Below are 21,621 nucleotides of genomic sequence, written 5' to 3'. Positions count from 1 at the left end.
GCTGAGGACTCCGCGAGGCCGGGAGGGTCATTGCTCGGAGAGGACCGGCTCCTCGCTGGACGCACCGAGGGCGCCGCCCACGGCCGCCACCGTATGGGTGAGCCGGACCCCCGAGCCGTCGCGGCGGCCCAGCTCCTCCGGGAGAGGGACCGGCTTGCCCACGGCGGAGGCCGCCCGGGCCGGAGCCGGACCGGCCCAGGCGAGCAACAGCACGTCCTCGCCCTTGAGGAAGCGCTGGACCCGGACGCCACCGGTGGCGCGGCCCTTGGGTGGGTACTCGGCGTAGTCGGAGATCTTCGCGCCGCCGACCTGGGTGCCGGGTAGCGCGGTGGAGGATCCCGCGATCGTCACGACCCGCGACTCTCGCGCCGGATCGACCACGCCGAACCAGATCGCGGTGGCCGTACCGTCCAGCCGGACGCCGGCCATGCCACCCGCCGGGCGGCCCTGCGGGCGGACGTTGGCGGCGGGATAGCGCAGCAGCTGGGCGTCGGAGGTGATGAAGACCAGGTCATGATCCTCGGCGGTCAGCTCCGCCGCCCCGATCACGGTGTCGCCGTCTTTGAGCCCGATGACCTCGAAGTCGTCGCGGTTTGCCGGATAGTCGGGGACGACGCGCTTGACCACGCCCTGTGCGGTGCCCAGAGCCAGGCCGGGGCCGTCGGGGTCGAGCGAGCCGATGCCCACGACGGTCTCGTCCGTATTCAGATTGACGTACTCGGACACGGGGTGTCCACCGGACAGCGACGGCGGGTTGGCCGAGGGGGGAAGCGTCGGCAGGTCGACCACCTGGACACGGATCATCCGGCCCTGGTTGGTCACCACGCCCACCTCGCCCCTGACCGTGCTGTTCACCACGGAGACCAGCACGTCGTGGGCCGATCGATCGCCCTCACCCGCCAGTGGGGAGGCATCGGTCGTCCGGGCCAGCAGACCGGTCGAGGAGAACAGCACCAGGCACGGGTCGTCGGCCACCTCCAGGGGAGCCGAGACGTTCCTGGTGACGCCGGAGGACTCCAGCAGCACCGTACGGCGGGGCGTGCCGAAGGTCTTGGAGATCTGGGCGAGTTCGTCGGAGACGACCTTGCGGAGCTTGTCCTCGGAGGACAGGATCGCGGTCAGCTCGGCGATCTCGTTCTCCAGGGTCTCCTTCTCCTTCTCCAGCTCCAGCTTGTCGAAGCGAGTCAGGCGGCGCAGCGGGGTGTCCAGGATGTAGCCGGCCTGGATCTCCGACAGCTCGAAGACCTCCATCAGCCGCTCGCGGGCCTGCGCCGAGTCGTCCGAGGAACGGATGACCTGGATGACCTCGTCGATGTTGAGCAGGGCGACGATGAGGCCCTCGACGAGGTGCAGGCGCTCCTCACGCCTGCGGCGGCGGTAGGCGGAACGGCGGCGGACCACGTCGAGGCGGTGGTCCACATAGACCTGGAGCAGTTCGCGCAGGCCCAGCGTGCGCGGCTGGCCGTCGACCAGTGCCACGTTGTTGATGCCGAAGGTCTCCTCCATCGGCGTCAGCCGGTAGAGCTCCTCCAGCACGGCCTCGGGGATGAAACCGTTCTTGATCTCGATGACCAGGTTCAGGCCCTTGTGCCGGTCGCTGAGGTCCTTCAGGTCGGAGATGCCCTGGAGCTTCTTGGCGGTGACCAGCTCTCTGATCTTGGTGACCACCCGCTCGGGGCCCACGTTGAACGGCAGTTCGGTGACGACGATGCCCTTGCGGCGGGGGCTGACCTGTTCCACCGAGCACTTGGCCCGCATCCGGAAGGTCCCGCGCCCCTTGGCGTAGGCGTCGCGCACGCCGTCCAGACCGATGATCGTGCCGCCGGTGGGCAGGTCGGGACCCGGGACGAACCGCATCAGGTCATCGAGCGTGGCGTCCGGCTTCTTGATCAGGTGGCGGGCCGCGGAGATGACCTCGACGAGGTTGTGCGGCGCCATGTTGGTCGCCATGCCCACCGCGATACCGGTGGCGCCGTTGACCAGCAGGTTCGGGAATGCCGACGGCATGACCGTGGGCTCGGTCTCCTGGCCGTCGTAGTTGGGCTTGAAGTCGACGGTGTCCTCATCGATCGACTGCACCATGGCCATGGCCGCGGCGGCCAGGCGGGCCTCGGTGTAACGCATCGCGGCGGGCAGGTCGTCGGGGGAGCCGAAGTTGCCGTGCCCGTCGATCAGCGGCAGTCGCATCGAGAACGGCTGGGCCATGCGGACCAGCGCGTCGTAGATGGCGGTGTCACCGTGCGGATGCAGCTTGCCCATCACGTCGCCGACGACTCGCGATGATTTGACGTGCCCCCGGTCGGGCCGCAGGCCCATCTCGCTCATGGAGTAGAGGATGCGCCGCTGGACCGGCTTGAGGCCGTCCCTGGCGTCGGGCAGCGCGCGCTGGTAGATGACCGAGTATGCGTATTCGAGGAAGCTGGTGCGCATCTCGACGGAGACGTCGATGTCGACGATCCGCTCTTCGAAATCCTCGTCAGTCGGGGGTGTGGTCGTCCGTCGGGCCATCTGATTTCCTGCGCGGGCACCTCGGCTTTCAGGCCGAGAGGGAAGCGCATCCTCCTTCTGTCTGCGTGGTGTAACGGTGGTCGTCGGCTCGCTGGAGGAGCGTCAGGCCGGGGCGTGGGTATCGGTATATCCCGTGCCGGTGGCGATGCGATAGCGTACGGCGGCACATTCTCTGCGTTCACGTGCGGAGAACGGAGTCATCGAACACCTCCTCGAGGATGACGGGGCTGATCCACATGCTCAACCCCGATCAACGTGACCGGACGCTATGCCGCGAATGGATACCATACTCACGCCGTCCGACACTTCCAGACCACCTATCCGCAGGCCGGTGAAGCATCGGACACGGAACGGCGGCGAGGGCCGGCTCCCGGCCACGGACCGGGGGTGGGGCCCTCATACGTGTCTTCGGGAACGTTGAGCCTGCTGTCGAAGACCCTGAACCCCCGCGACCTGTAGTTCGCCAGTGCGGCCGGGCTGTCCAGAGAGCAGGTGTGCAGCCACACACGCCGGGTGGGCTTCCGGTCCGGCTGCCGTTCGGCCAGGTCCCAGGCGCGGGCCGTACCGACCTCGAGTAGCTTGCCGCCGACGCCCTTGCCGACGGCCCAGGGCAGGAGACCGAAGTAGGCGATCTCGACCGCCCCGTCGTCGTCGGGCAGGAGTTCGACGTAGCCTGCCGGGGTGCCTCGGTGGTAGGCCACCCAGGTCTCCACGCCGCCGTCCAGCCAGTCCTCCCACTGCTGCCAGGTCCACGGCAACCTCTCGGTCCAGTGCCAGTCACCGCCTACGGCCGTGTTCAGGAACCTGCTGAACTCGGGCGAGACGACTTCGGCACGCACGATGTCGACCTCGAGCTCCGGTGGCTTCGCGGCGAGTAGGTCGGAGCGTGAGGTCTGTTCCAGGTACCACGTTGTGACGTCCATATAGAGATGCATCAAACCACGGCGCGGAGCTTGACCGGTCCGTCCTTTCACGTCCGGGCCGGTTGGCCGCAGTGCGGGAGGGCCTGCCGCCGACGCGCGGGGCCGGTCGGCTGCGGTCACGCGGATACGGCCGGCGGGCCGTCCCGGCAGGAAACAGTCGCCGAGACCTGGTACCAATGACCGGTGAGCGAAGAGCAGATGCTGCGAGAAGAGGCCGAGGGGCGGCTGCGGGCGCTGGCCGGTGAGCACGCCCGGCTGCGTGAGGACCAGTGGGCGGCCATCAGGGCACTGGTCATGGACCGCCGCCGGGTGCTCGTGGTGCAGCGGACCGGCTGGGGCAAGTCGGCGGTCTACTTCATCGCCACCGCGCTCCTGCGCGAGCTGGGCGAAGGACCGACCGTCATCGTGTCGCCGCTGCTGGCGCTGATGCGCAACCAGATCGCCGCCGCCGAAAGGGCCGGGATCAACGCGGTCACGATCAACTCGGCCAACCCCGAGGAGTGGGAGCAGATCTACGGCCAGGTCGCCGAGGGAACGGTCGACGTGCTGCTGGTCAGCCCCGAGCGGCTCAACAACCCTGACTTCCGCGACCAGGTCCTGCCCGAGCTGGCCGAGAGCGCGGGCCTCGTCGTGGTGGACGAGGCCCACTGCATCTCCGACTGGGGCCACGACTTCCGTCCCGACTACCGCCGGCTGCGCACGCTGTTCGGCGAGCTGCCCGAGGGTGTGCCGGTCCTGGCCACCACCGCCACGGCCAACGCCCGGGTCACCCACGACGTCGCCGAGCAGCTCAGTGTTGATTCCGCAGGACTCCAGCACGACGGTGAGACGCTTGTCCTGCGAGGGGCGCTGGAGCGCGAGAGTCTCCATCTGGGGGTCGTGCGGCTGCGCGGCGCCGAGCAGCGTCTGGCCTGGCTCGCCCAGGCCCTGCACGAGCTGCCCGGTTCCGGGATCGTCTACACGCTCACCGTGGCCGCCGCCCAGGAGATCGCCGCCTACCTGCGCGAGCAGGGGCACGAGGTGGTGGCCTACTCCGGTCAGACCGAGCAGGCCGAGCGGCTCGCCGCCGAGCAGGCCCTGCTCGATAACAAGATCAAGGCGCTGGTCGCCACCTCCGCGCTCGGCATGGGATACGACAAGCCCGACCTCGGATTCGTCGTCCACGTCGGCGCGCCGCCGTCGCCGGTCGCCTACTACCAGCAGGTCGGTCGCGCGGGACGCGGAGTCGAACGGGCCGAGGTGATCCTGCTGCCCGGCGCCGAGGACCGGGAGATCTGGGCTTACTTCGCCTCGTTGGCCTTCCCGCCCGAGCCGGTCGTGCGGGCCGTGCTCGCCGCCCTGGAGGAGAGGGGCACACTGTCCACAGCTGCCCTGGAGAACAGGGTGGACCTCAGCCGCACCCGGTTGGACAGCATGCTCAAGGTGCTCGACGTGGACGGCGCGGTGCGCCGGGTCAAGGGCGGCTGGGAGGCCACCGGAGAGGCCTGGACCTACGACGCCGACCGCTATGCCCGGGTCGCCGCGGAGCGTGAAGCCGAGCAGCGGGCCATGCTCGACTATCTCGACACCACTGAATGCCGGGAGATGTTCCTCCGCCACCGCCTCGACGACGACACCGCCAAGCCGTGCGGGCGCTGTGACAACTGCACGGGCGTGCACCGCTCACCCGAGGTCGAGGCGCGGGCGGTGGAGCGTGCCGCCGAAAGCCTGCGGCGGCCCGGGGTGGAGATCGAGGCGCGTAGGCAGTGGCCGACCGGGCTGGCCGATCTCAAGGGCCGGATCAAGCCCGAGCTGGGCGCAGAGCCCGGCCGTGTCCTGGGGCGGCTGACCGACATCGGCTGGGGTAACCGGCTGCGCGGCCTCCTGGCCGAAGGCGCCCCCGACGGCCCGGTCCCCGACGACGTCTTCGCCGCGATGATCACGGTGCTGTCGTCCTGGGAGTGGTCCCGGCGACCGGTCGCCGTGGTTGCGATGCCCTCCGCCGGCCGTCCCCAGCTGGTGCGCAGTCTGGCCGAGCGGCTGGCCCAGGTTGGACGCCTGTCCTATCTGGGGGAGCTCGGATACCGGTCGGGCCCGCCCGGGCGTCAGTTCAACAGCGCGCAGCGGGTCCAGGCCGTCCGTGGCACACTCGCCATGCCCTCGGCGCTCGATGTGGCCGTCGCCGAGGCGGACGGCCCGATCCTGCTGGTCGACGACCGCGTCGACACCGGCTGGAGCATGACTCTCGCCGCCGCCATGATCCGCCACGCCGGGGCCCCCGCCGTACTGCCGCTTGCCCTCGCTGTGACGAGCTGACCGTACTCGGCCCGCAGCCGTGGCAGGGCCGCCGGTCCGGCTCCGAACGGGTGAGCCGGCCGGCGGTCCGTACGGGGGATCAGAGGCGGGGGCGGGCGCCCAGGTGGGAGATGGCCCTGGATGCCAGGTGGCAGCCGGAGGCCAGCGCTTCGGCGGGAGGCTTGTTCGCCAGCCAGACCGGGAGGAACCCGGCGGTGAACGCGTCACCGGCCCCGGTGCCGTCGACCACACGTTCCACGGTCTCCGCGGGGACCTGGACCGGTTCGGGCCGGTTGTTGGCGTACCACAGAGCGCCCTCGCTGTTGAGCTTGACGACGACCTGAGGGAACCAGGCGGTGAGCACCTTCGCGGCCGCGGCGGGGTCGTCGCGGCCGGTCAGGACCTTGGCCTGGTCGGCGTTGGCGAACAGCAGCTTGGCGTTCTGGGTCCACTCGAGGAAGGGCTCGGCCCCGGTGCGTTCCAGAGGAGCGGAGGAGGAACAGTCGACCGAGATGGACATACCGGCGCGCCGGGCCATCTCCAGTGCGGCCAGGCCGGCCTCACGGGAGCCCTCGTTGATCAAGGTGTATCCCGACAGGTGCAGGTGACCGCCCGAAGAGAACAGGTCGCGAGGCAGGTCTTCGGGGGCCAGGGCGGCGTTCGCCCCGGGGTCGGAGAGCATGGTGCGCTCGCCCTTGTGGGTCACGAGCACCACGCAGGTGCCGGTCGGCCGTTCGGGGTCCATGACAAGGCGGGCGTCGACGCCGTAGCCCATCAGCTCCATGTCGCGGTTACGCCCGGTGATGTCGGCGCCGCGACGTCCGATGAAACCCACCTCTGCGCCCTCGACGGCAAGCCAGGAGGCGATGTTGGCGCCGGAGCCCCCGCCGTGCATGGTGACGATCGCCGGTGTGTCGCTGGCTCTGGCCAGCGGGTAGCGAGCCCGCGCGACCGCGTCGGTCATGAGATCGCCCACCACGACCACCCGCGCCATGATGTCACCACCTTGCTGCCTTCGATGCTGACGTACCTCTAGCCGCCAAAAACTTAACAGCTTCCGACAAGCGTGTGGGGCCGGGACGGACACCGGGCCATAGTCGATGCACAAGCGTTGCGTGAGCATGCCCGGCTGGTCCGTCATGTGAGATTCGCGTTTACTCTCGGGACCGTGGAGGTTTCTCAGTATCCAGCGCACTGGGAGGCGGACGTTGTCCTGTCGGACGGCGGCACCGCCCATGTGCGCCCGATCCGGCCCGCCGACGCCGACCGGTTGCGTTCCTTCTACTCCAGGCTGTCTGAGGAGTCGATCTACTTCCGTTTCTTCGGCCCCCGGCCCCAGCTCTCGGATCGTGAGATCGCCTGGTTCACCAACGTCGACTACGTCGGCCGTGTCGCGCTGATCGCGACGATCGGCACGGAGATGGTGGCGGTGATCCGCTACGACCGGATCGAGCCCGGAGAGGCGGAGGTGGCCTTCCTCGTAGAGGACGCCCACCAGGGGCGTGGGGTCGCCTCCGTGCTGCTGGAGCACCTGGCCGCGACCGCCAGGGAGCGGGGGATCGCCCGGTTCGTTGCCGACGTGCTGCCCGCCAACCAGAAGATGATGGCGGTGCTCAAGCAGGTGGGCTACACCGCGCAGAGCCGTTTCGCCGACGGCGTGGTCCGGATGACACTCGACCTCACCCCGACCGAGACCGCCCAGGAGGTGACCGCCTCCCGGGAGCACCGGGCCGAGTCCCGCTCGATCGAGCGGCTGCTCTCCCCGGGATCGGTGGCGGTCGTCGGCGCCGGCCGGGAGCCTGGTGGCGTCGGTCAGACCGTTCTCCGCAACCTGCTCGGCGCGGACTTCACCGGCCCGGTCTATCCGGTTCACCGCGAGGCGCGGGCCGTCGCCGGGGTACGGGCCTACCCGAGTGTGACGGCCATCGACGGTGAGGTGGACCTCGCCGTGCTGGCCGTACCCGCCGACGGGGTGATCGAGGTGGTGAAGGAGTGCGCGGAGAAAGGTGTGCGCGGGCTGATCGTGGTCTCCTCCGGGTTCGGTGAGACCGGCGCCGAGGGGCGGGCCAGGCAGGACGAGCTGGTCCGCATCGCCCACGCGTACGGCCTGCGTGTCGTCGGTCCCAACTGTCTCGGTGTCGCCAACACCGACCCGGCGGTCCGGCTGAACGCCACGCTCGCCGCGACCATTCCCGGACGGGGCCGGGTCGGCTTCTTCAGCCAGTCCGGCGCCCTGGGAACTGCGCTGCTGCAGCGGGTGGCCGAGCGCGGCATGGGCATCTCCTCGTTCGTGTCGGCGGGCAACCGCGCCGATGTCTCCGGCAACGACCTGCTCCAGTACTGGGAGGAGGATCCGCAGACCGACGTGATCCTGCTCTACCTGGAGTCGCTGGGAAACCCCCGCAAGTTCGCCCGGCTGGCCAGGCGGATCTCCCGGCACAAGCCGATCGTGGTGGTCAAGAGCGGTGGTACCACCCAGGGCGTGCCCATCGGTCACGCCGCGCCCGTGCTCGGCCTGCCCGACACCGCGCTGAGCTCGCTGTTCGAGCAGGCCGGGGTGATCCGGGTCGACGACCTGATCCAGCAGTTCGACGTGGCGCAGCTCCTGGCCTACCAGCCGCTGCCCGCCGGGCCCAGGGTCGGACTGGTGAGCAACTCCGACGCGCTGGCGCTGCTCGCGGTCGATGCCTGCGTCAGCGCCGGGCTGGAGCCCCGGACGCCGGTCAACCTCGGCGCGAGGGCGGGGGCGGCCGAGTTCGGCACGGCCATGGTCTCGTTGCTCCCGGACGTGGACGCGGTGGTTGCGATCTACATGCCGCCGATTCCCGGCAGGGCCGACGAGGTCGCCACTGAACTGCTGCGGGTCTCCCGCGAATACGGCAAACCGGTGCTGGCCACCTTCGAAGGCAGAATGGGCATGCTGCCGGAGCTGCGGGTCGGCACCGCTCCCGAGCACGGTTCGATCCCGTCCTACGCGGCGCCCGAGGAGGCGGTCCGCGCGCTGGCCCGTGTCGTACGGCACGCACGCTGGCTCAAGCAGCCCGTCGGCGTTCAGGAGGAGATCGAGGGCATCGACCCCGCTGCGGCACGGAGGCTCGTGCTGGCCGGACTGGAGGGGGAGGCTCCGGCCGAGATCGATGCCGCGGAGCTGCTCGCCTGTTACGGGCTGACCGTGTGGCCCGCGGAGGTGGTGGGCACGCCGGAGGAGGCCGTCAGGGCGGCCGAGCGGCTGGGCTGGCCCGTGGTGCTGAAGGCAGCCGACCCTGAGGCGGCCAAACGCGCGGGCACGGTCCGTCTCGGACTCTCCGGTCCCGACGGGGTCCGTGAGGCCTTCGCCGGTCTGAAGGAGCAGCTCGGCACCGACGCGGTGCTCGCGGTGCAGCGGATGGCTCCGCAGCCTGCGGTGCCGACCGTGGTCGGCGTCATCGAGGACTCCGCGTTCGGCGCGGTCGTCTCATTCGGCCTTGGCGAGGTCACCGCGCGGTTGCTGCGCGATGAGGTCTACCGGCTCGCTCCGCTGACGCGCGAGGACGCGGCGGATCTGGTCAGGTCACCGCGCGCGGCACCCCTGCTCTTCGGTGAGTACGGCTACCCGCCGGTTGCCGTCGAGGCGTTGGAGGACCTGCTGATCCGGGTCGGGCAGCTGGCGGACGATCTTCCCGAGGTGGCCAGGCTCGCCCTCGACCCGGTGCTGGTGGGGGAGTCCGAGGTGATCGTGCTGGGGGCGCGTGCCGTACTGAGCAGCCCGGAGGGGCCCCGGCTCGACGGCGGTCCGCGCCGCCTCGACTGAAGCGGCCCCTGCCGGGTGTGTCTTGATCGGAGATGTCCTGGGCGGGGATGTTCAGGAGGGACACCCCCGGGTGCGCGGAGCCTGCCCGGAAGAGCCCGGTCAACCGGTCCGCCGGGGGAAGGCGCACGACCGGCTGAACAGTTACCGCTTTTTATAAAATATTAAATTAAATGCCTGTGGTGCGTAAAAGGGGCGCGGTCGGCCAGGGTCACGATTTGCGCCGACGGCCGAACCGCACGCGTGCACGGTGAAAGCGCTGCCTCGGACAGGGCAGGATGGACCCATGAGGGAAACCCGACTCTCGGCCGCCGGCCTGCGTGACGCTATCGACCGCAGTGGCTACTACCCCGACCTGGTTGCCGACGCGGTCGACTCCGCCTTGGGCAAGGAGCAGGTGGGGGCCTACGTGGTGCACCACGAGGCCACCTTCGACCCGGCCATGGAGGTGCGCAGGCACGTCACCGTGCTCGTGCTCTCCCCCACCCGACTGCTGGTCTGTCACACAGACGAGCACCCGCCGGTGGAGGGGGTCTCGGCCTCCCACGCCTCCACGACCACCGAGGCCGTGCGCCTCAGCCGGATCCAGTCGGTCGCCGTCACCAGGGTCGTCCCCGACCCCGCCTCCTACGTGCCGGGGGTGCCTCCCACGGAGGTCACGCTCACCATCGGCTGGGGAGCCATCTCCCACGTCGATCTGGAGCCGGCCACCTGCGGCGACGAGAACTGCGAAGCCGACCACGGATACACCGGTGCCGTCACGGCCGACGACCTCTCCCTGCGAGTGAGCGAGGCGGCCGACGGCCCTGAGGCCGTCTCCCACGTGCTGGCCTTCGCCAAGGCGCTGTCGGAAGCCACCGCGCGCGCCGCCTCATGAACCCGCTGATCACCCCTTCGGAACTGGCCGGCCTGGCCGGCGTGACCGTCCTGGACGTGCGCTGGAAGCTCGGCGGGCCGCCCGGGATCGACTCCTACCGCGAGGGGCACATCCCCGGCGCCGTGTTCTGCGATCTCAACGCCGACCTCGCCGCTCCGGCCGGGGCGGCGGGCCGTCACCCGCTGCCCTCCGCGGAGCTGTTCCAGGAGTCCATGCGCCGCCTGGGGGTGTCCGGCTCCCGGCCCGTCGTCGTCTACGACGAGGCCGACTCCACCGCCGCGGCCCGGGCCTGGTGGACGCTGCGCCACTTCGGTCACCCGGCTGTCCGGGTGCTCGACGGCGGTTTCCGCGCCTGGACCTCCGGAGGACTGCCGGTCGCCCGGGGAGAGCAGACCGCCTCGCCCGGCGACTTCGTGGCGTGCCCGGGTGGGATGCCCGTGCTCGACGCCACGCAGGTCCTGGAGCTCGCCTCCGACGGGGTGCTCCTGGACGCCCGCGCCGCCGAACGGTATCGGGGCGAGGTCGAGCCGATCGACCCCGTCGCCGGGCACATCCCCGGCGCGGTCAGCGCCCCCACGAGCGACAACACGGACCCGGCAGGGCGCTTTCATCTGCCTGACTTCCTCCGTGAGCGGTTCAACACCCTCGGCGCCGTCCCCGGTGTGCGGGTCGGCGCCTACTGCGGCTCCGGCGTGACGGCGGCCCACGAGGTGCTGGCTCTGGAGGTGGCCGGCATCCCGGCAGCCCTCTACGTCGGGTCCTGGTCCAACTGGATCGCCGACCCCTCGCGGCCGGTCGCCACCGGCTGACCTCCGTACCCGAAACAGACGAACCCGGCTACATCGGTCTTCCCGCTCGCCATGGCCAGTGCCCGGGCGGGTGGGTGACCGGTGGCCAGCAGCTCGTGGAAGACCGTCATCAGCGTCAGGGTCTCCTCGTCACGCACCGGGACCAGGCTGGCCACCACGCACTGCGACCCCAGTGACAGGAAGGTGCCCGCCAGCCCCAGGGGCGCCCCGTCGGCAGGAGCGTGCGCCATACCGGTGTCACACGCCGACAGCACCACCAGAGGTGGCGGCGTGCGCAGTCGTAGCAGGTCGTAGGCCATCAGCGGGCCGTCGTCGAGATCGATGCCGGACAGCAGCGGGCTGCGCGGGGAGAACATCCCGTGCGCGGCCAGGTGTGCCACCCGAGCCCGGTCCAGCGCCGTCATGACCTCCGTCCGCAGCGCCGCGACCCGTCCCGCCCCCGGATGGCAGCCGCTGACCATGCCCGCCTCCGCCTCCGCGCACCGGAGCCCGGGGCCGGCGACCGCCACGATCCCTCCATCCCGTACGGCTCGCATCCGGTGTCCGGCCAGCCAGGCGGCGGCGCAGGCGGCCACGGTCACCGGGCGGCCGGCGTTCATCGGCAGGATCGGCCAGGGCAGCGTGTGCAGCGCCCCGGTCGGCACGATCACCAGAGGCCGGTCACCCAGCCTGCCACGCATCGGGCCGAAGAGCAGCCGCTCCAGCAGCGCCGCCTCCCCGGCCAGCCCAGGCGCCTTCCCATCGAGCAGATGCGCGCGGCGCAGGCCGTATCGGAGCCTGACCGTGGCCTCGGCGGCAGCCGCGAAGGGGCCGAGACGGCGCAGCCCGACACGGTCCTGGGTGACCACGACAGCCACCAGCTCATCGGCGTGACGGACGAACTCCACCAGCGCCGCGTCCCCCAGCGCCGTACGCAGCTCGTCCACATCGGGCGCGACGGGCCGGCCGGCGCCTCCGGCAACCGCCCGCCACCGCTCCGCCCAGGCCAGGAGCGTACGGCCCCGTCCAGTCTGCAGGGCCAGGGTCAGCCCGAACCGCGCCAGCGGCTCACCGGTCCGGACGGCATGGGCGCGCAACATCGGATCGTCGAAAGCCATCGCTCCGGCCCCCACCTCCACCAGCCCGGCTCGGATCGCCGCGAAGGCCCCGCGCCGATCTCCCGCCAGTGCCCGTCGCAGCGCCGTCGCCTGGCGGGACACCACGTCCGGACCGGAGGACGCCAGGAGGGTGAGCTGTCCGTCGGCGGTAGAGCGGTCATCGAGCCGGAGCGCTACCTCGGCGGCGGCGAACCTGAGCGCCCCGGAGACATGCCGGTGGCCTGCGGCGTCGAGGGCGTCCACACACGAGAGCAACTCGGTGAGCAGTTCCTCGGCGGGCGGGTCGAGCATGAGCCGGGCGCGTAGGAGGATCTCGGTGGCGAGCGGCGCCAGGACCGTCCGGCCCTGCGCGGCCAGATCGGCGGCGGCTCGCTCCGCGCTCTGCCGGGCGAGGTGCGGATCACCGGTGCGCAGCTCGGCCTGGGCCAGCAGGAGGCGGGCCTCGGCCAGAGCGACGTTCGCCCCCGCCGCGACCAGCTCCGGCACCGCCAGGTCCAGCAGCACCCGAGCCTCTCCGGGCAGATGAGCGGCGATCAGCGCCTCGGCCAGGTCGCAGCGCATCGTGGCCAGCCGTTCCGGGTAGGCGAACAGGCTGCTCTCCGCGCGACGATAGGCCGTGAACGCCGCAGGCAGATCGCCGCGCCGCGCGGCCAGAAACGGCAGGTTGCCTTCGGCGAGCGTGAGCACATGGTCCAGACCCGCCGCCTTCGCCAGTCCCGCACACCGGGTGAGATCGGCCTCCGCCGCCTCGAACTCGCCCAGGAACACCCGGGCCAGTCCCCGGTTGAGCATCGCCCCTGCCAGGAACCTGACGTCGTCGCTGAGGGCGTCCACGGCGCGGTCACAGTGGCCGATGGCTTCGGTGTATCGGCCGAGGCGGGTCAGCGCCACCGCCCGGTGGACGCCGAGTTTGGCCACCTCGACCGGGGTGAGGTGGGGTTCGGCGGCGTCGGCGATGGTCAGTGCCTGCCCGGGATGGCCGAGCTCGGTGCGGATGTGGACCAGCGACAGGCGCGCCTGGGCGGCCCGGTGTGGCAGGCCCGCGGAGACCGCGATGCTCACGGCCTGGTGCAGGTGCTCCTCGGCCAGCGGCAGGTCGCCCAGCTCGCGGGCGGCCACCGCCAGCGCCCGGTGGGCGACTGCGGCGGCCTCACCGCGGGGATCGGTCACGGACACGCGGCGGAGCACGCTACGCGCCAGTGTCCGTGCCCGTGCCGGGGCCCTGCTGGAGAGGTCCACCGCGTGCTCGGCGGCGGCGACCGCGTTGGTGATCACCTACGGGCGGATCCGGGTCCAGCTGGTGGCGACCGAGGAGCGCTCCGGCCGGTGGCACACCACGCTGAACCAGCCCGGAGGCAGACCCGTGACGGCGAACTGGCCCGTCGGGGAGAGCTCACGCGACTCGGTGAGATGCAGGGTGCGCACCTCCACCCGCGTGCCCGCTTCCGGACAGGGGGACACCTGTCCTGCCAGATCCACCAGACCGTCCATGGAGGTGACCTCCAGGTCCACGGTGAGCTCGGCGGCGGCGAACCGGAGCAGCCGCGCACCGTCGGCGGACCGGACGCCCGTCGGGGCAGGCGTGGCCACCAGCCCCGCCGTGGCGGCGCCGGGCAGCCGCAGTCCGAAGACCGCCCGCGCGGCGGTGGAGACGTGGGCGGGCACCGGGTCGTTACCCGCCGCCAGGCGGAGCGCGGCTATGAGGGACTCGTCGTCGATCGAGGGCGGATGTCCGTTCACGGTGTCGCCTCCTGGGCGGTGAGCATGGCGCGTAGCCGGTTCAGGCAACGGCCCCGGGTGGGGCCGTAGCTGCCGCTGGGCATGCCCAGGCGGCCGGCGAGCTGGTGGACGCCCGCGTCGGGCGCGGTGGCCATCAGCCGGAACAGTGAGCGGCAGGGCTCGTGCATCTCCTCGACGGCCCGCCACAGCCGGCGGCCCTCGTCGGCGATGAGCACGGCCACTGCCGGATCGGGGTGGACATGCCCGGCCGGCATCGGGCCGGGGTGAGCGTGCTCGGCGGCGGGGTCGGCGACCAGCCGTTCGCCCCGGCTCCGCCTGCTCAGCAGGGATGCCTCACGCTTGGCCGTGGTGAACAGCCAGGGGCCGATCCGGTCCGGGTCACGGATGGTGTGCAGGCTCTCGACCAGCCGCAACCACGTCCCCTGCACCGCGTCGGCCGCGTCGGCCGCGCTCAGGTCGTAGGCGCGCACCGCCGACCACAGCAGCCCCGAGAAACGTCTGACCAGCATGTCCCATGCCGCCTGGTCACCTGCCAGTGCGGCGTCGATCGCGTGCTGGTCACTCACCGGCACCCCCGAGGCCACGTTGAACACTCTGAGTGTTCATATGAAGACTTTGGGTGAGACTTTACCTTGGTGCGGCCACGACAACCCCCAGATCGGGAATTTGCCGGGTCCGTCTGGGGTCGAGGACGTACGCCGCGGCCTCCTTCGGTGTCCGGTCCCCGGCAGCCGCCGCGATCGCCCCGCTGACCACGGCCGCGGCGAAGGAGGTCCCGCTCCAGCGCGCGTAGCCCCGGAACGCTCCGCGCTCCAGAAAGGAGCTGGCCAGCCACTCACCCCGGGCGCAGGCGTTCACCCACGGGCCGTGTGCCGAGAAGGGGGCCTTCGTCTCCTCGGACATGTCCAGCGCGCCGACGGCGATCACCTCGGGCAGCGCCGCGGGCCAGAACGGACGGTCCGATGCCGTGTTGCCCGCGCAGGCGACCACGGCGGTGTCCGCGAACCCGGCCAGCGCGGCCTCCAGCAGCGGGGACGGGCGATCGTCGAAGGTGTGTCCGCCGAAGGAGAGGTTGAGCACCTGCGGTGGGTCGTTCCTGAGCCTGGCCAGGGCTCGCAGCACTCCCGCCTCGTCCCCGACGCCGCGGTCGTCCAGCACCCGCAGCGGGCGCATCCGCACACCGGGAGCCGACCGCAGGATGAGCCCGGCCACGAACGTGCCGTGCCCGGCCTGGGCGTTCGGTCCGCCGTCGCCGTCCGAGTCGGGCGGTTCGACGGCCTCGCGCCGCTGTTCCTGGAACCAGGGGAGATCCCGCCACCAGGAGTGCGCGGTCAGGCCGGTGTCGGGCACCGCCACGGTCACGGTGCTCTCGGGCGCCCGGGGGAAAGAAGGGGGATCGGCGGGAAAAGGGCGGGAGGCGGGGCCGCCGAAGAAGAGCGGCTGGCCCACCAGGACGTGGTTGGGAGAGGCGAGGTTACCTTGCTCACGTACCGTGGCCACCAGGTCGCAGACGTCCACGCCGGGCGAGAGCCGTACGCGGAAGATCCCGTCGGCCTCGGCCACGGCGGCGGTCCACCGGGTGACGGCGGCCGCTCCCGGGGCGTCGGTCAGAAGCTGGCCCGGTCTGATCAGAGCAGGTGTTCCGGAAACAGGCTCTACCCGCTTGATATCGGCGTCCATCCGGTCCTCCGGGGGTGATCACCAGGTCGTTGGGTCCTTTCCCCCGAGCATGCCCCGAGCGGAGTGTCCCTCGCGCAACATCTCGGTATGACCCCCCTCTGGTGCCGCGTCACAACCGACGGTAGTCTCTCCTTCAGTCACTTGTGATCATCCTGGGACGAGGCCGTTGGGGAAGGCGCACCTCGTACGAAACGGGAGGTCCGGTGTCTGCTCGTGGCGTGCTTTACGTCCACTCGGCTCAGCCTGCGCTGTGCCCTCATATCGAATGGGCGGTCGCAGGTGTCCTTGGCGTGCCCGTAGACCTGACCTGGACTCCGCAGCCCGCCGCGCCCGGCCATGTGCGCGCACAGGCCGAATGGGAGGCACGGCAGGGGACGGCGGCGGCCATCACCTCGTCGTTGATGGGCTGGCAGCGGATCCGCTTTGAGATCACCGAGGACGCCTCGCCGGGTGCCGACGGATCCCGCCATGCCTATACCCCGTCCCTCGGCGCCTTCACGGCGGTGATCGGTGCCACGGGCGACATCCTGGTGCCCGAAGACCGGTTGCGCGCCGTCATGCTGATGGCGCGCCAGGGCCGCGTGGTGCTGGAGGAGGAGCTGGACCGTCTGCTTGGCAAGCAGTGGGACGCGGAGCTTGAGTCGTTCCGCTACGCGGGCGAGGGCGCCCCGGTCCGCTGGCTGCACGCCGCTGTCTGATCAGGTGATCCTCCTGTGAGGAAAGGGGATCGCGCGTTCGACCGTGACCCTGCCGCGTCCGCCGGCGATCGGGTGAAGTCTCCGGAAGTGCCCCGGCTCCTGCCTGGGGTGCCTCCGCACGCGTCGCCGCGGGGAGAAAGCACGATGCCCCGCCGGCACAGACCGGCGGGGCATCGTCGAAGCGGGTCAGAGCGGGATGTTCCCGTGGGCGCCGCGGGCGGGGGTGGCCTGGGTCAGAACCTTGGCGATGGCGCCGCGGGTCTCCTCGGGCTTGATGACCTCGTCCACCACGCCGAGCTCGATGGCCCGGTTGAGGCCGCCGGCGAGGATCTCGTGTTCCTCGGCGAGCCTGGCCTCCAGGTCCGCACGCTCCTCTTCGGGCGCCGCCGCGAGCTCGCGGCGCTTGAGGACGCGGACCGCGGCGACCGCGCCCATGACCGCGATCTGGGTGGTCGGCCAGCCGAAGACCTTGGTGGCACCCAGCGAGCGGGAGTTCATCGCGATGTACGCGCCGCCGTACGCCTTGCGGGTCACCAGCGTGATCCGCGGCACGGAGGCCTCGGCGAAGGCGTGCAGGAGCTTGGCGCCGCGGCGGACCACGCCGTCGTGCTCCTGGCCGACACCGGGCAGGTAGCCGGGGACGTCCACCAGGACGACCAGCGGAACTCCCAGGGCATCGCACATGCGGACGAACCGTGCGGCCTTCTCAGCGGAGGTGGAATCGAGACAGCCGCCCAGACGCATCGGGTTGTTGGCGATCACTCCGACGGTCCGTCCCCCGAGGCGGCCCAGCGTGGTGACGATGTTCGGCGCCCACTTGGGGTGCAGTTCGACGCCCTGCTCGTCAAGGAGGCCCCTGACCAGAGGCTTCACGTCATAGGCACGACGTGGATTCTCGGGCAGCAGGTCGGAGAAGTCGACCTCTTCGATCTCGGCGCGGACCCGGCCCTGGTGGCCGAGGAGCACGGCCAGGCGCCGTGCCTGGACGTAGGCCTCGGTCTCGGTCTTGGTCACCACGTGGACGACGCCGCTGCGCTTGCTGTGCGGCTCGGGGCCACCGAGGGCGGCCATGTCGATCTGCTCACCGGTGACGCTGCGGACCACGTCGGGGCCGGTGACGAAGATACGGCCCTCCTTGGCCAGGATCACGATGTCGGTCAGCGCCGGGCCGTACGCGGCACCTCCGGCCGCGGGGCCGACCACCACGGAGAGCTGCGGGACCACACCCGAGGCACGGGTCATCGCGGTGAAGACGCGGCCGACCGCGTGCAGCGACTCGACGCCCTCGGCGAGGCGGGCACCCCCCGAGTGCCACACGCCGATGATCGGGACCCGCTCGCGGACCGCGACGTCGTAGGCGTGCACGATGTGCTCGCAGCCCTCGCTCCCCATCGCGCCGCCCTGGACGCGGGCGTCGCTGACGAACGCCACGACCGGCACTCCCTCGACGCGGCCCATGGCGGAGAGCACACCGCTGCGGTCCACGGGAGTGATGAGCCGGACGGAGCCCTCGTCGAGCAGGGCTGCGAGGCGTACCTGAGGGTCGCGAGGATCGACAGCCTCCTTTTCGGAGGCATCGGTCACCACCCTGTTGTCGAGCACAGTCATCGCTAGCTCCCCGTCAGATGCTGGTGAAGGCCACGGCGACGTCGTGTCCGCCGAACCCGAAAGAGTTGTTGATCGCGGCGATCTGGCCGTCGGGAAGCTTGCGCGGCGCGCCGCGCACGATGTCCACCTCGATGCCGTCGTCCAGGTCGTCCACGTTGATCGTGCCGGGCGCGATCCGCTCGTGCAGCGCGAGGACGGTGAAGACGGACTCGATGCCGCCGGCGCCGCCGAGCAGGTGGCCGGTCATCGACTTGGTGCCGCTGACCAGTGGGTGGTCGCCGATGACTTCCTTGACCGCGATGGTCTCCACCACGTCACCCGCGGGGGTGGAGGTGGCGTGCGCGTTCACGTGCTTGATGTCCTGGCCGGTGAGGCCGGAGTTCTCCAGGGCGCGGCGCATGGCCAGCATGACCCCGGCGCCGGTCGGTTCCGGCTGGGCGATGTGGTGGGCGTCTGCCGAGTAGCCGACGCCGGCGGCCACCGCGTAGATCTTGGCGCCGCGCGCGAGAGCGTGCTCCTCGGATTCCAGGACGACGATGCCGGCGCCCTCGCCGAGGACGAATCCGTCACGGCCCCTGTCCCAGGGGCGGGAGGCCAGCTGGGGCTCGTCGTTACGGGTGGACATGGCGCGCATGGCGGCGAAGGAGCCGATGTTCAGCGGGTGGATGGCCGCCTCGGTGCCACCGGCCACGACCACGTCGGCGCGTCCGGAGCGGATCATCTCGATGGCGTAGCCGATCGACTCGGCGCCGGTGGCGCAGGCGCTCACGGTGGCGTGCACGCCGGCGCGGGCGCCGACCTCGATACCGATCCAGCCCGCCGCGCCGTTCGGCATCAGCATCGGCACGGTGTACGGCGAGAGCCGCTGCCAGCCCTTTTCCTTGAAGGTGTCGTAGGCGGCGAGGATCGTGGTGATGCCGCCGATGCCGCTGCCCACGACCACGCCCAGACGCTCCGGATCGACCTTGTCGATCGCGGCGTGGGCCCAGGCCTCGCGGGCCGCGACCAGCGCGAACTGCTCGGCCCGGTCAAGCCGCCGTGCCTCCGGCCGGGGCAGCACCTCGGTCGGGTCCACGGCGGCTACGGCGGCGAACTTCACCGGGACCGAGTCGACCCAGTCCGTGGTGAGGTCGCGGACCCCCGACTGACCGGCGAGAAGCGCCGACCAGGTCGAGGCGACGTCTCCACCGAGAGGCGTTGTCGCGCCGAGCCCGGTGACGACGACACGTACCTGGTCTGTGTTCACGTTCTGCGCTCCTTGTGAATCGCGGGTCAAAGCCGGGAGGTTTTCAGACGTCTTAGCTCTGGATGAAGTTGATGACGTCCTTGACGGTCTTGAGGTGCTTGAGCTGCTCGTCCGGGATCTCGACGCCGAACTCGTCCTGAGCGGCGACGGCGATCTCGACCATGGACAGAGAGTCGATGTCGAGGTCGTCCACGAAGTTCTTCTCCGGGCTGACCTCGGAGGCCGGGATACCGGTGATCTCGTTGATGATCTTGCCGATACCAGCGAGGATCTCCTGCTCGGTCAGGGCCATGTCGCGTGTTCTCCTTGGATTCGGTTTCTTTTGTTCCGTACGGCGGAGCCGTACAGGTTTCAGGGGATCTCGATGACCTGACCGGCATAGGTCAGGCCGGCGCCGAAGCCCAGCAGCAGGGCGAGGTCGCCCGACTGGACTTCGCCGCGCTCGATCATCCGGGACATCGCCAGCGGGATCGAGGCCGCGGAGGTGTTGCCCGCGAGGACGATGTCCTTGGCGATGACGGCGTTGTCGGCGCCGAGCTTGCGTGCGATGGCCTCGATGATGCGCAGGTTGGCCTGGTGGGGCACGAAGGCCGCGAGATCGGCGGGGGCCACCCCGGCACGTTCGCAGATCTCCCTGGCCACCGGGTGAAGAGCGGTGGTGGCCCAGCGGAACACGGTCTGGCCCTCCTGGTGCAGGAAGGAGTCGCGGTCCTTGATGATGATCGCGTCGGACTTGTCGCCGGCGCTGCCCCACACCACCGGGCCGATGCCGGGGGTGTCGGACGGGCCGACGACCGCGGCGCCCGCGCCGTCGGCGAAGATCACCGCGGTGGTCCGGTCGGTCCAGTCGAGCCACTGGGAGAGCTTCTCGGTGCCGATGACCAGCACGTGGGTGGCCGAGCCCGCGCGGATCGCGTCGTTGGCGACGGCCAGCGCGTAACAGAAGCCGGAGCAGGCGGTGTTCACGTCGAACGCGCCGGGGGCCTCGATTCCCAGGCGGGTGGCCACCCGGCCGGCCGCGTTGGGGATCTGCGTCTCCAGCGTGCAGGTGGCGACGATCACCAGGTCGATGTCGGCGGCCGACAGCCCGCTCGCGGCAAGAGCCTTGCCGCCCGCCTGCACGGCCAGATCGATCTCCGACTCGTTGTCGGAGGCGATCCGGCGCTCCTTGATGCCGACGCGGCTCTGGATCCACTCGTCGTTGGTCTCCATGGTGGCCGACAGATCGTCGTTGGTGACCACTCTGGACGGCTGGTAGTGGCCGAAGGCCAGAATCGCCGCGCCAGGAGCGCCCTGCATGATCTTCATCTGTCGCTCACCACTCCTCGTTCGCTGCGTAAGCCACTTGTGCCTCGCGGACCACCATGCTCACCGCGCCGGGTTCACGCCGTTTCATCGAGGATCCCGCGGGCGGCGTCCAGGTCGTCAGGGGTCTTCAGCGCGACGGTGGTCACCCCGCGCAGTGCGCGCTTGGCCAGTCCGGCGAGCGTGCCTCCGGGGGCAAGTTCGATCATCGCTGTGACGCCCCGGCCGGACATCGTGGCCATGCAGGCGTCCCAGCGGACCGGGTTGGCGACCTGGTTGACCAGGCGCTCCATGAACTCGGCGCCGCTGCTGACCACCGCGCCGTCCGCGTTGGACAGCAGGGTGACGGACGGGTCGCCCGGGGTGATTCCGGCGGCGACCTCACGCAGGTGATCGACCGCCGGGGCCATGTGCACGGTGTGGAACGCGCCGGCGACCGAGAGCGGGATCAGCCGGGCCCGCGCGGGCGGCTCGGCCTTGAAGGCCTCAAGCTGGGCCAGCGTGCCACCGGCCACGATCTGCCCGGCGCCGTTGACGTTGGCCGGAGTGAGGCCGTGTTTGCCGATGGCCGCCAGCACGTCCTCCTCGACACCGCCGAGGACGGCGACCATGCCCGTCTCGGTGACCGCGGCGGCTTTGGCCATGGCCTGGCCGCGTTCGCGGACGAGGGTCAGGGCCTGCTCGGGAGTGAGCACTCCGGCAAGGGCGGCGGCGGTCAGCTCCCCGACGCTGTGTCCGGCGACGACGGCGGGGGAGGCCCCGAGAACTTCGGCGACGGCCAGTCCGGCGGCTACGAGCAGTGGCTGAGCGACCGCGGTGTCACGGATCTCGTCCGCGTCGGCGGTGGTCCCATAGGCGATCAGATCGAGGCCGACCAGGTCGGACCAGGCGGACAGGCGGTCTGCCAGGCCCGGTATCTCGAGCCATGGAGAGAGGAAGCCTGGGGTCTGGGCGCCTTGGCCCGGAGCGACGATGACGAGCACGAAATCAAGCCTGCCCTGTAGGAGTCCGCTACCCGGATAAGGATATGAACGAACTTTATCTACATCTTCTTGTAGGGAACCTACAG

General features: G+C 70.8%; 17 protein-coding genes. 5 read left to right on the top strand and 12 right to left on the bottom strand.

All coding sequences use genetic code 11. The features are described from left to right. Window positions 1-27: 27 nt before the first annotated feature. Window positions 28-2,508: a DNA topoisomerase (ATP-hydrolyzing) subunit A gene (locus ACIN94_RS23910; RefSeq protein WP_400709834.1), complete on the bottom strand. Its 2,481-nt coding sequence runs from the start codon at window positions 2,506-2,508 to the stop codon at window positions 28-30. A 317-nt stretch (window positions 2,509-2,825) separates the two neighbouring features. Further along, complete coding sequence (locus tag ACIN94_RS23905) at window positions 2,826-3,431, bottom strand: GNAT family N-acetyltransferase (RefSeq protein ID WP_400709832.1); 606 nt, start codon at window positions 3,429-3,431, stop codon at window positions 2,826-2,828. Window positions 3,432-3,629: 198 nt separating this feature from the next. On the opposite strand from ACIN94_RS23905, the gene ACIN94_RS23900 reads away from it, so the two are divergent. Then, window positions 3,630-5,726, top strand: coding sequence for a RecQ family ATP-dependent DNA helicase (locus ACIN94_RS23900; RefSeq protein ID WP_400710150.1), 2,097 nt, complete (start codon window positions 3,630-3,632; stop codon window positions 5,724-5,726). 79 nt (window positions 5,727-5,805) lie between these two features. Here ACIN94_RS23900 and ACIN94_RS23895 read toward each other — a convergent pair whose 3' ends face one another. Further along, on the bottom strand, window positions 5,806-6,699 hold the full coding sequence (locus tag ACIN94_RS23895) for a carbohydrate kinase family protein (RefSeq protein WP_400709830.1): 894 nt from the start codon (window positions 6,697-6,699) through the stop codon (window positions 5,806-5,808). Between the two features lie 174 nt (window positions 6,700-6,873). Here ACIN94_RS23895 and ACIN94_RS23890 point away from each other — a divergent pair, with 174 nt between their 5' ends. From ACIN94_RS23890 to ACIN94_RS23880, 3 genes are all read left to right on the top strand, one after another. Further along, window positions 6,874-9,495, top strand: a complete 2,622-nt coding sequence (locus ACIN94_RS23890) for a GNAT family N-acetyltransferase (RefSeq protein WP_400709828.1) — start codon at window positions 6,874-6,876, stop codon at window positions 9,493-9,495. 283 nt (window positions 9,496-9,778) lie between these two features. Beyond that, window positions 9,779-10,369 (top strand): DUF5998 family protein, encoded by a 591-nt coding sequence (locus tag ACIN94_RS23885; protein ID WP_326824401.1) that lies wholly within the window; start codon window positions 9,779-9,781, stop codon window positions 10,367-10,369. Beyond that, complete coding sequence (locus ACIN94_RS23880) at window positions 10,366-11,178, top strand: sulfurtransferase (protein ID WP_400709826.1); 813 nt, start codon at window positions 10,366-10,368, stop codon at window positions 11,176-11,178. The genes ACIN94_RS23885 and ACIN94_RS23880 overlap by 4 nt, the downstream gene beginning before the upstream one ends. On the opposite strand, the gene ACIN94_RS23875 is transcribed toward ACIN94_RS23880, so the two are convergent. The 4 genes from ACIN94_RS23875 to ACIN94_RS23860 form a co-directional block, all read right to left on the bottom strand. Further along, window positions 11,118-13,550: a CHAT domain-containing protein gene (locus ACIN94_RS23875; protein ID WP_400709824.1), complete on the bottom strand. Its 2,433-nt coding sequence runs from the start codon at window positions 13,548-13,550 to the stop codon at window positions 11,118-11,120. The two genes, ACIN94_RS23880 and ACIN94_RS23875, sit on opposite strands and share 61 nt — an antisense overlap. Continuing rightward, window positions 13,551-14,015 carry a hypothetical protein gene (locus tag ACIN94_RS23870; protein WP_400709822.1) on the bottom strand — a complete coding sequence of 155 codons (465 nt, stop codon included), beginning with the start codon at window positions 14,013-14,015 and terminating at the stop codon, window positions 13,551-13,553. It abuts the gene before it with no gap. Continuing rightward, on the bottom strand, window positions 14,012-14,581 hold the full coding sequence (locus tag ACIN94_RS23865) for an RNA polymerase sigma factor (protein ID WP_400709820.1): 570 nt from the start codon (window positions 14,579-14,581) through the stop codon (window positions 14,012-14,014). Before ACIN94_RS23865 ends, ACIN94_RS23870 begins: the two co-directional genes overlap by 4 nt. 61 nt (window positions 14,582-14,642) lie before the next feature. Continuing rightward, window positions 14,643-15,695: a S8 family peptidase gene (locus ACIN94_RS23860; protein WP_400709818.1), complete on the bottom strand. Its 1,053-nt coding sequence runs from the start codon at window positions 15,693-15,695 to the stop codon at window positions 14,643-14,645. A 203-nt stretch (window positions 15,696-15,898) separates the two neighbouring features. On the opposite strand from ACIN94_RS23860, the gene ACIN94_RS23855 reads away from it, so the two are divergent. Continuing rightward, a complete protein-coding gene (locus ACIN94_RS23855; RefSeq protein WP_400709815.1) occupies window positions 15,899-16,393 on the top strand; it encodes a DUF3145 domain-containing protein in 495 nt (164 codons plus the stop codon). 186 nt (window positions 16,394-16,579) lie between these two features. Here ACIN94_RS23855 and ACIN94_RS23850 read toward each other — a convergent pair whose 3' ends face one another. From ACIN94_RS23850 to ACIN94_RS23830, 5 genes are all read right to left on the bottom strand, one after another. Next, window positions 16,580-18,001, bottom strand: coding sequence for an acyl-CoA carboxylase subunit beta (locus ACIN94_RS23850; RefSeq protein ID WP_400709812.1), 1,422 nt, complete (start codon window positions 17,999-18,001; stop codon window positions 16,580-16,582). 13 nt (window positions 18,002-18,014) lie between these two features. Beyond that, entirely contained in the window at window positions 18,015-19,247 is a 1,233-nt protein-coding gene (gene fabF, locus ACIN94_RS23845; RefSeq protein ID WP_400709809.1) for a beta-ketoacyl-ACP synthase II, read from the bottom strand. A gap of 52 nt (window positions 19,248-19,299) precedes the next feature. Beyond that, window positions 19,300-19,539 carry an acyl carrier protein gene (locus tag ACIN94_RS23840; RefSeq protein WP_184752598.1) on the bottom strand — a complete coding sequence of 80 codons (240 nt, stop codon included), beginning with the start codon at window positions 19,537-19,539 and terminating at the stop codon, window positions 19,300-19,302. 59 nt (window positions 19,540-19,598) lie between these two features. After that, the gene (locus ACIN94_RS23835) at window positions 19,599-20,555 is read right to left on the bottom strand and encodes a beta-ketoacyl-ACP synthase III (protein ID WP_400709805.1); all 957 of its coding nucleotides are present in this window, start codon (window positions 20,553-20,555) and stop codon (window positions 19,599-19,601) included. 74 nt (window positions 20,556-20,629) lie between these two features. Then, on the bottom strand, window positions 20,630-21,535 hold the full coding sequence (locus ACIN94_RS23830) for an ACP S-malonyltransferase (RefSeq protein ID WP_400709802.1): 906 nt from the start codon (window positions 21,533-21,535) through the stop codon (window positions 20,630-20,632). Window positions 21,536-21,621 lie beyond the last annotated feature (86 nt).

It is taken from the genome of Streptosporangium sp. NPDC087985, from assembly GCF_044741965.1.
Taxonomy (GTDB): Bacteria; Actinomycetota; Actinomycetes; order Streptosporangiales; family Streptosporangiaceae; genus Streptosporangium.
Note: the sequence above shows the minus strand (reverse complement) of the source record. Positions and strands in the feature narration are given on the sequence as shown.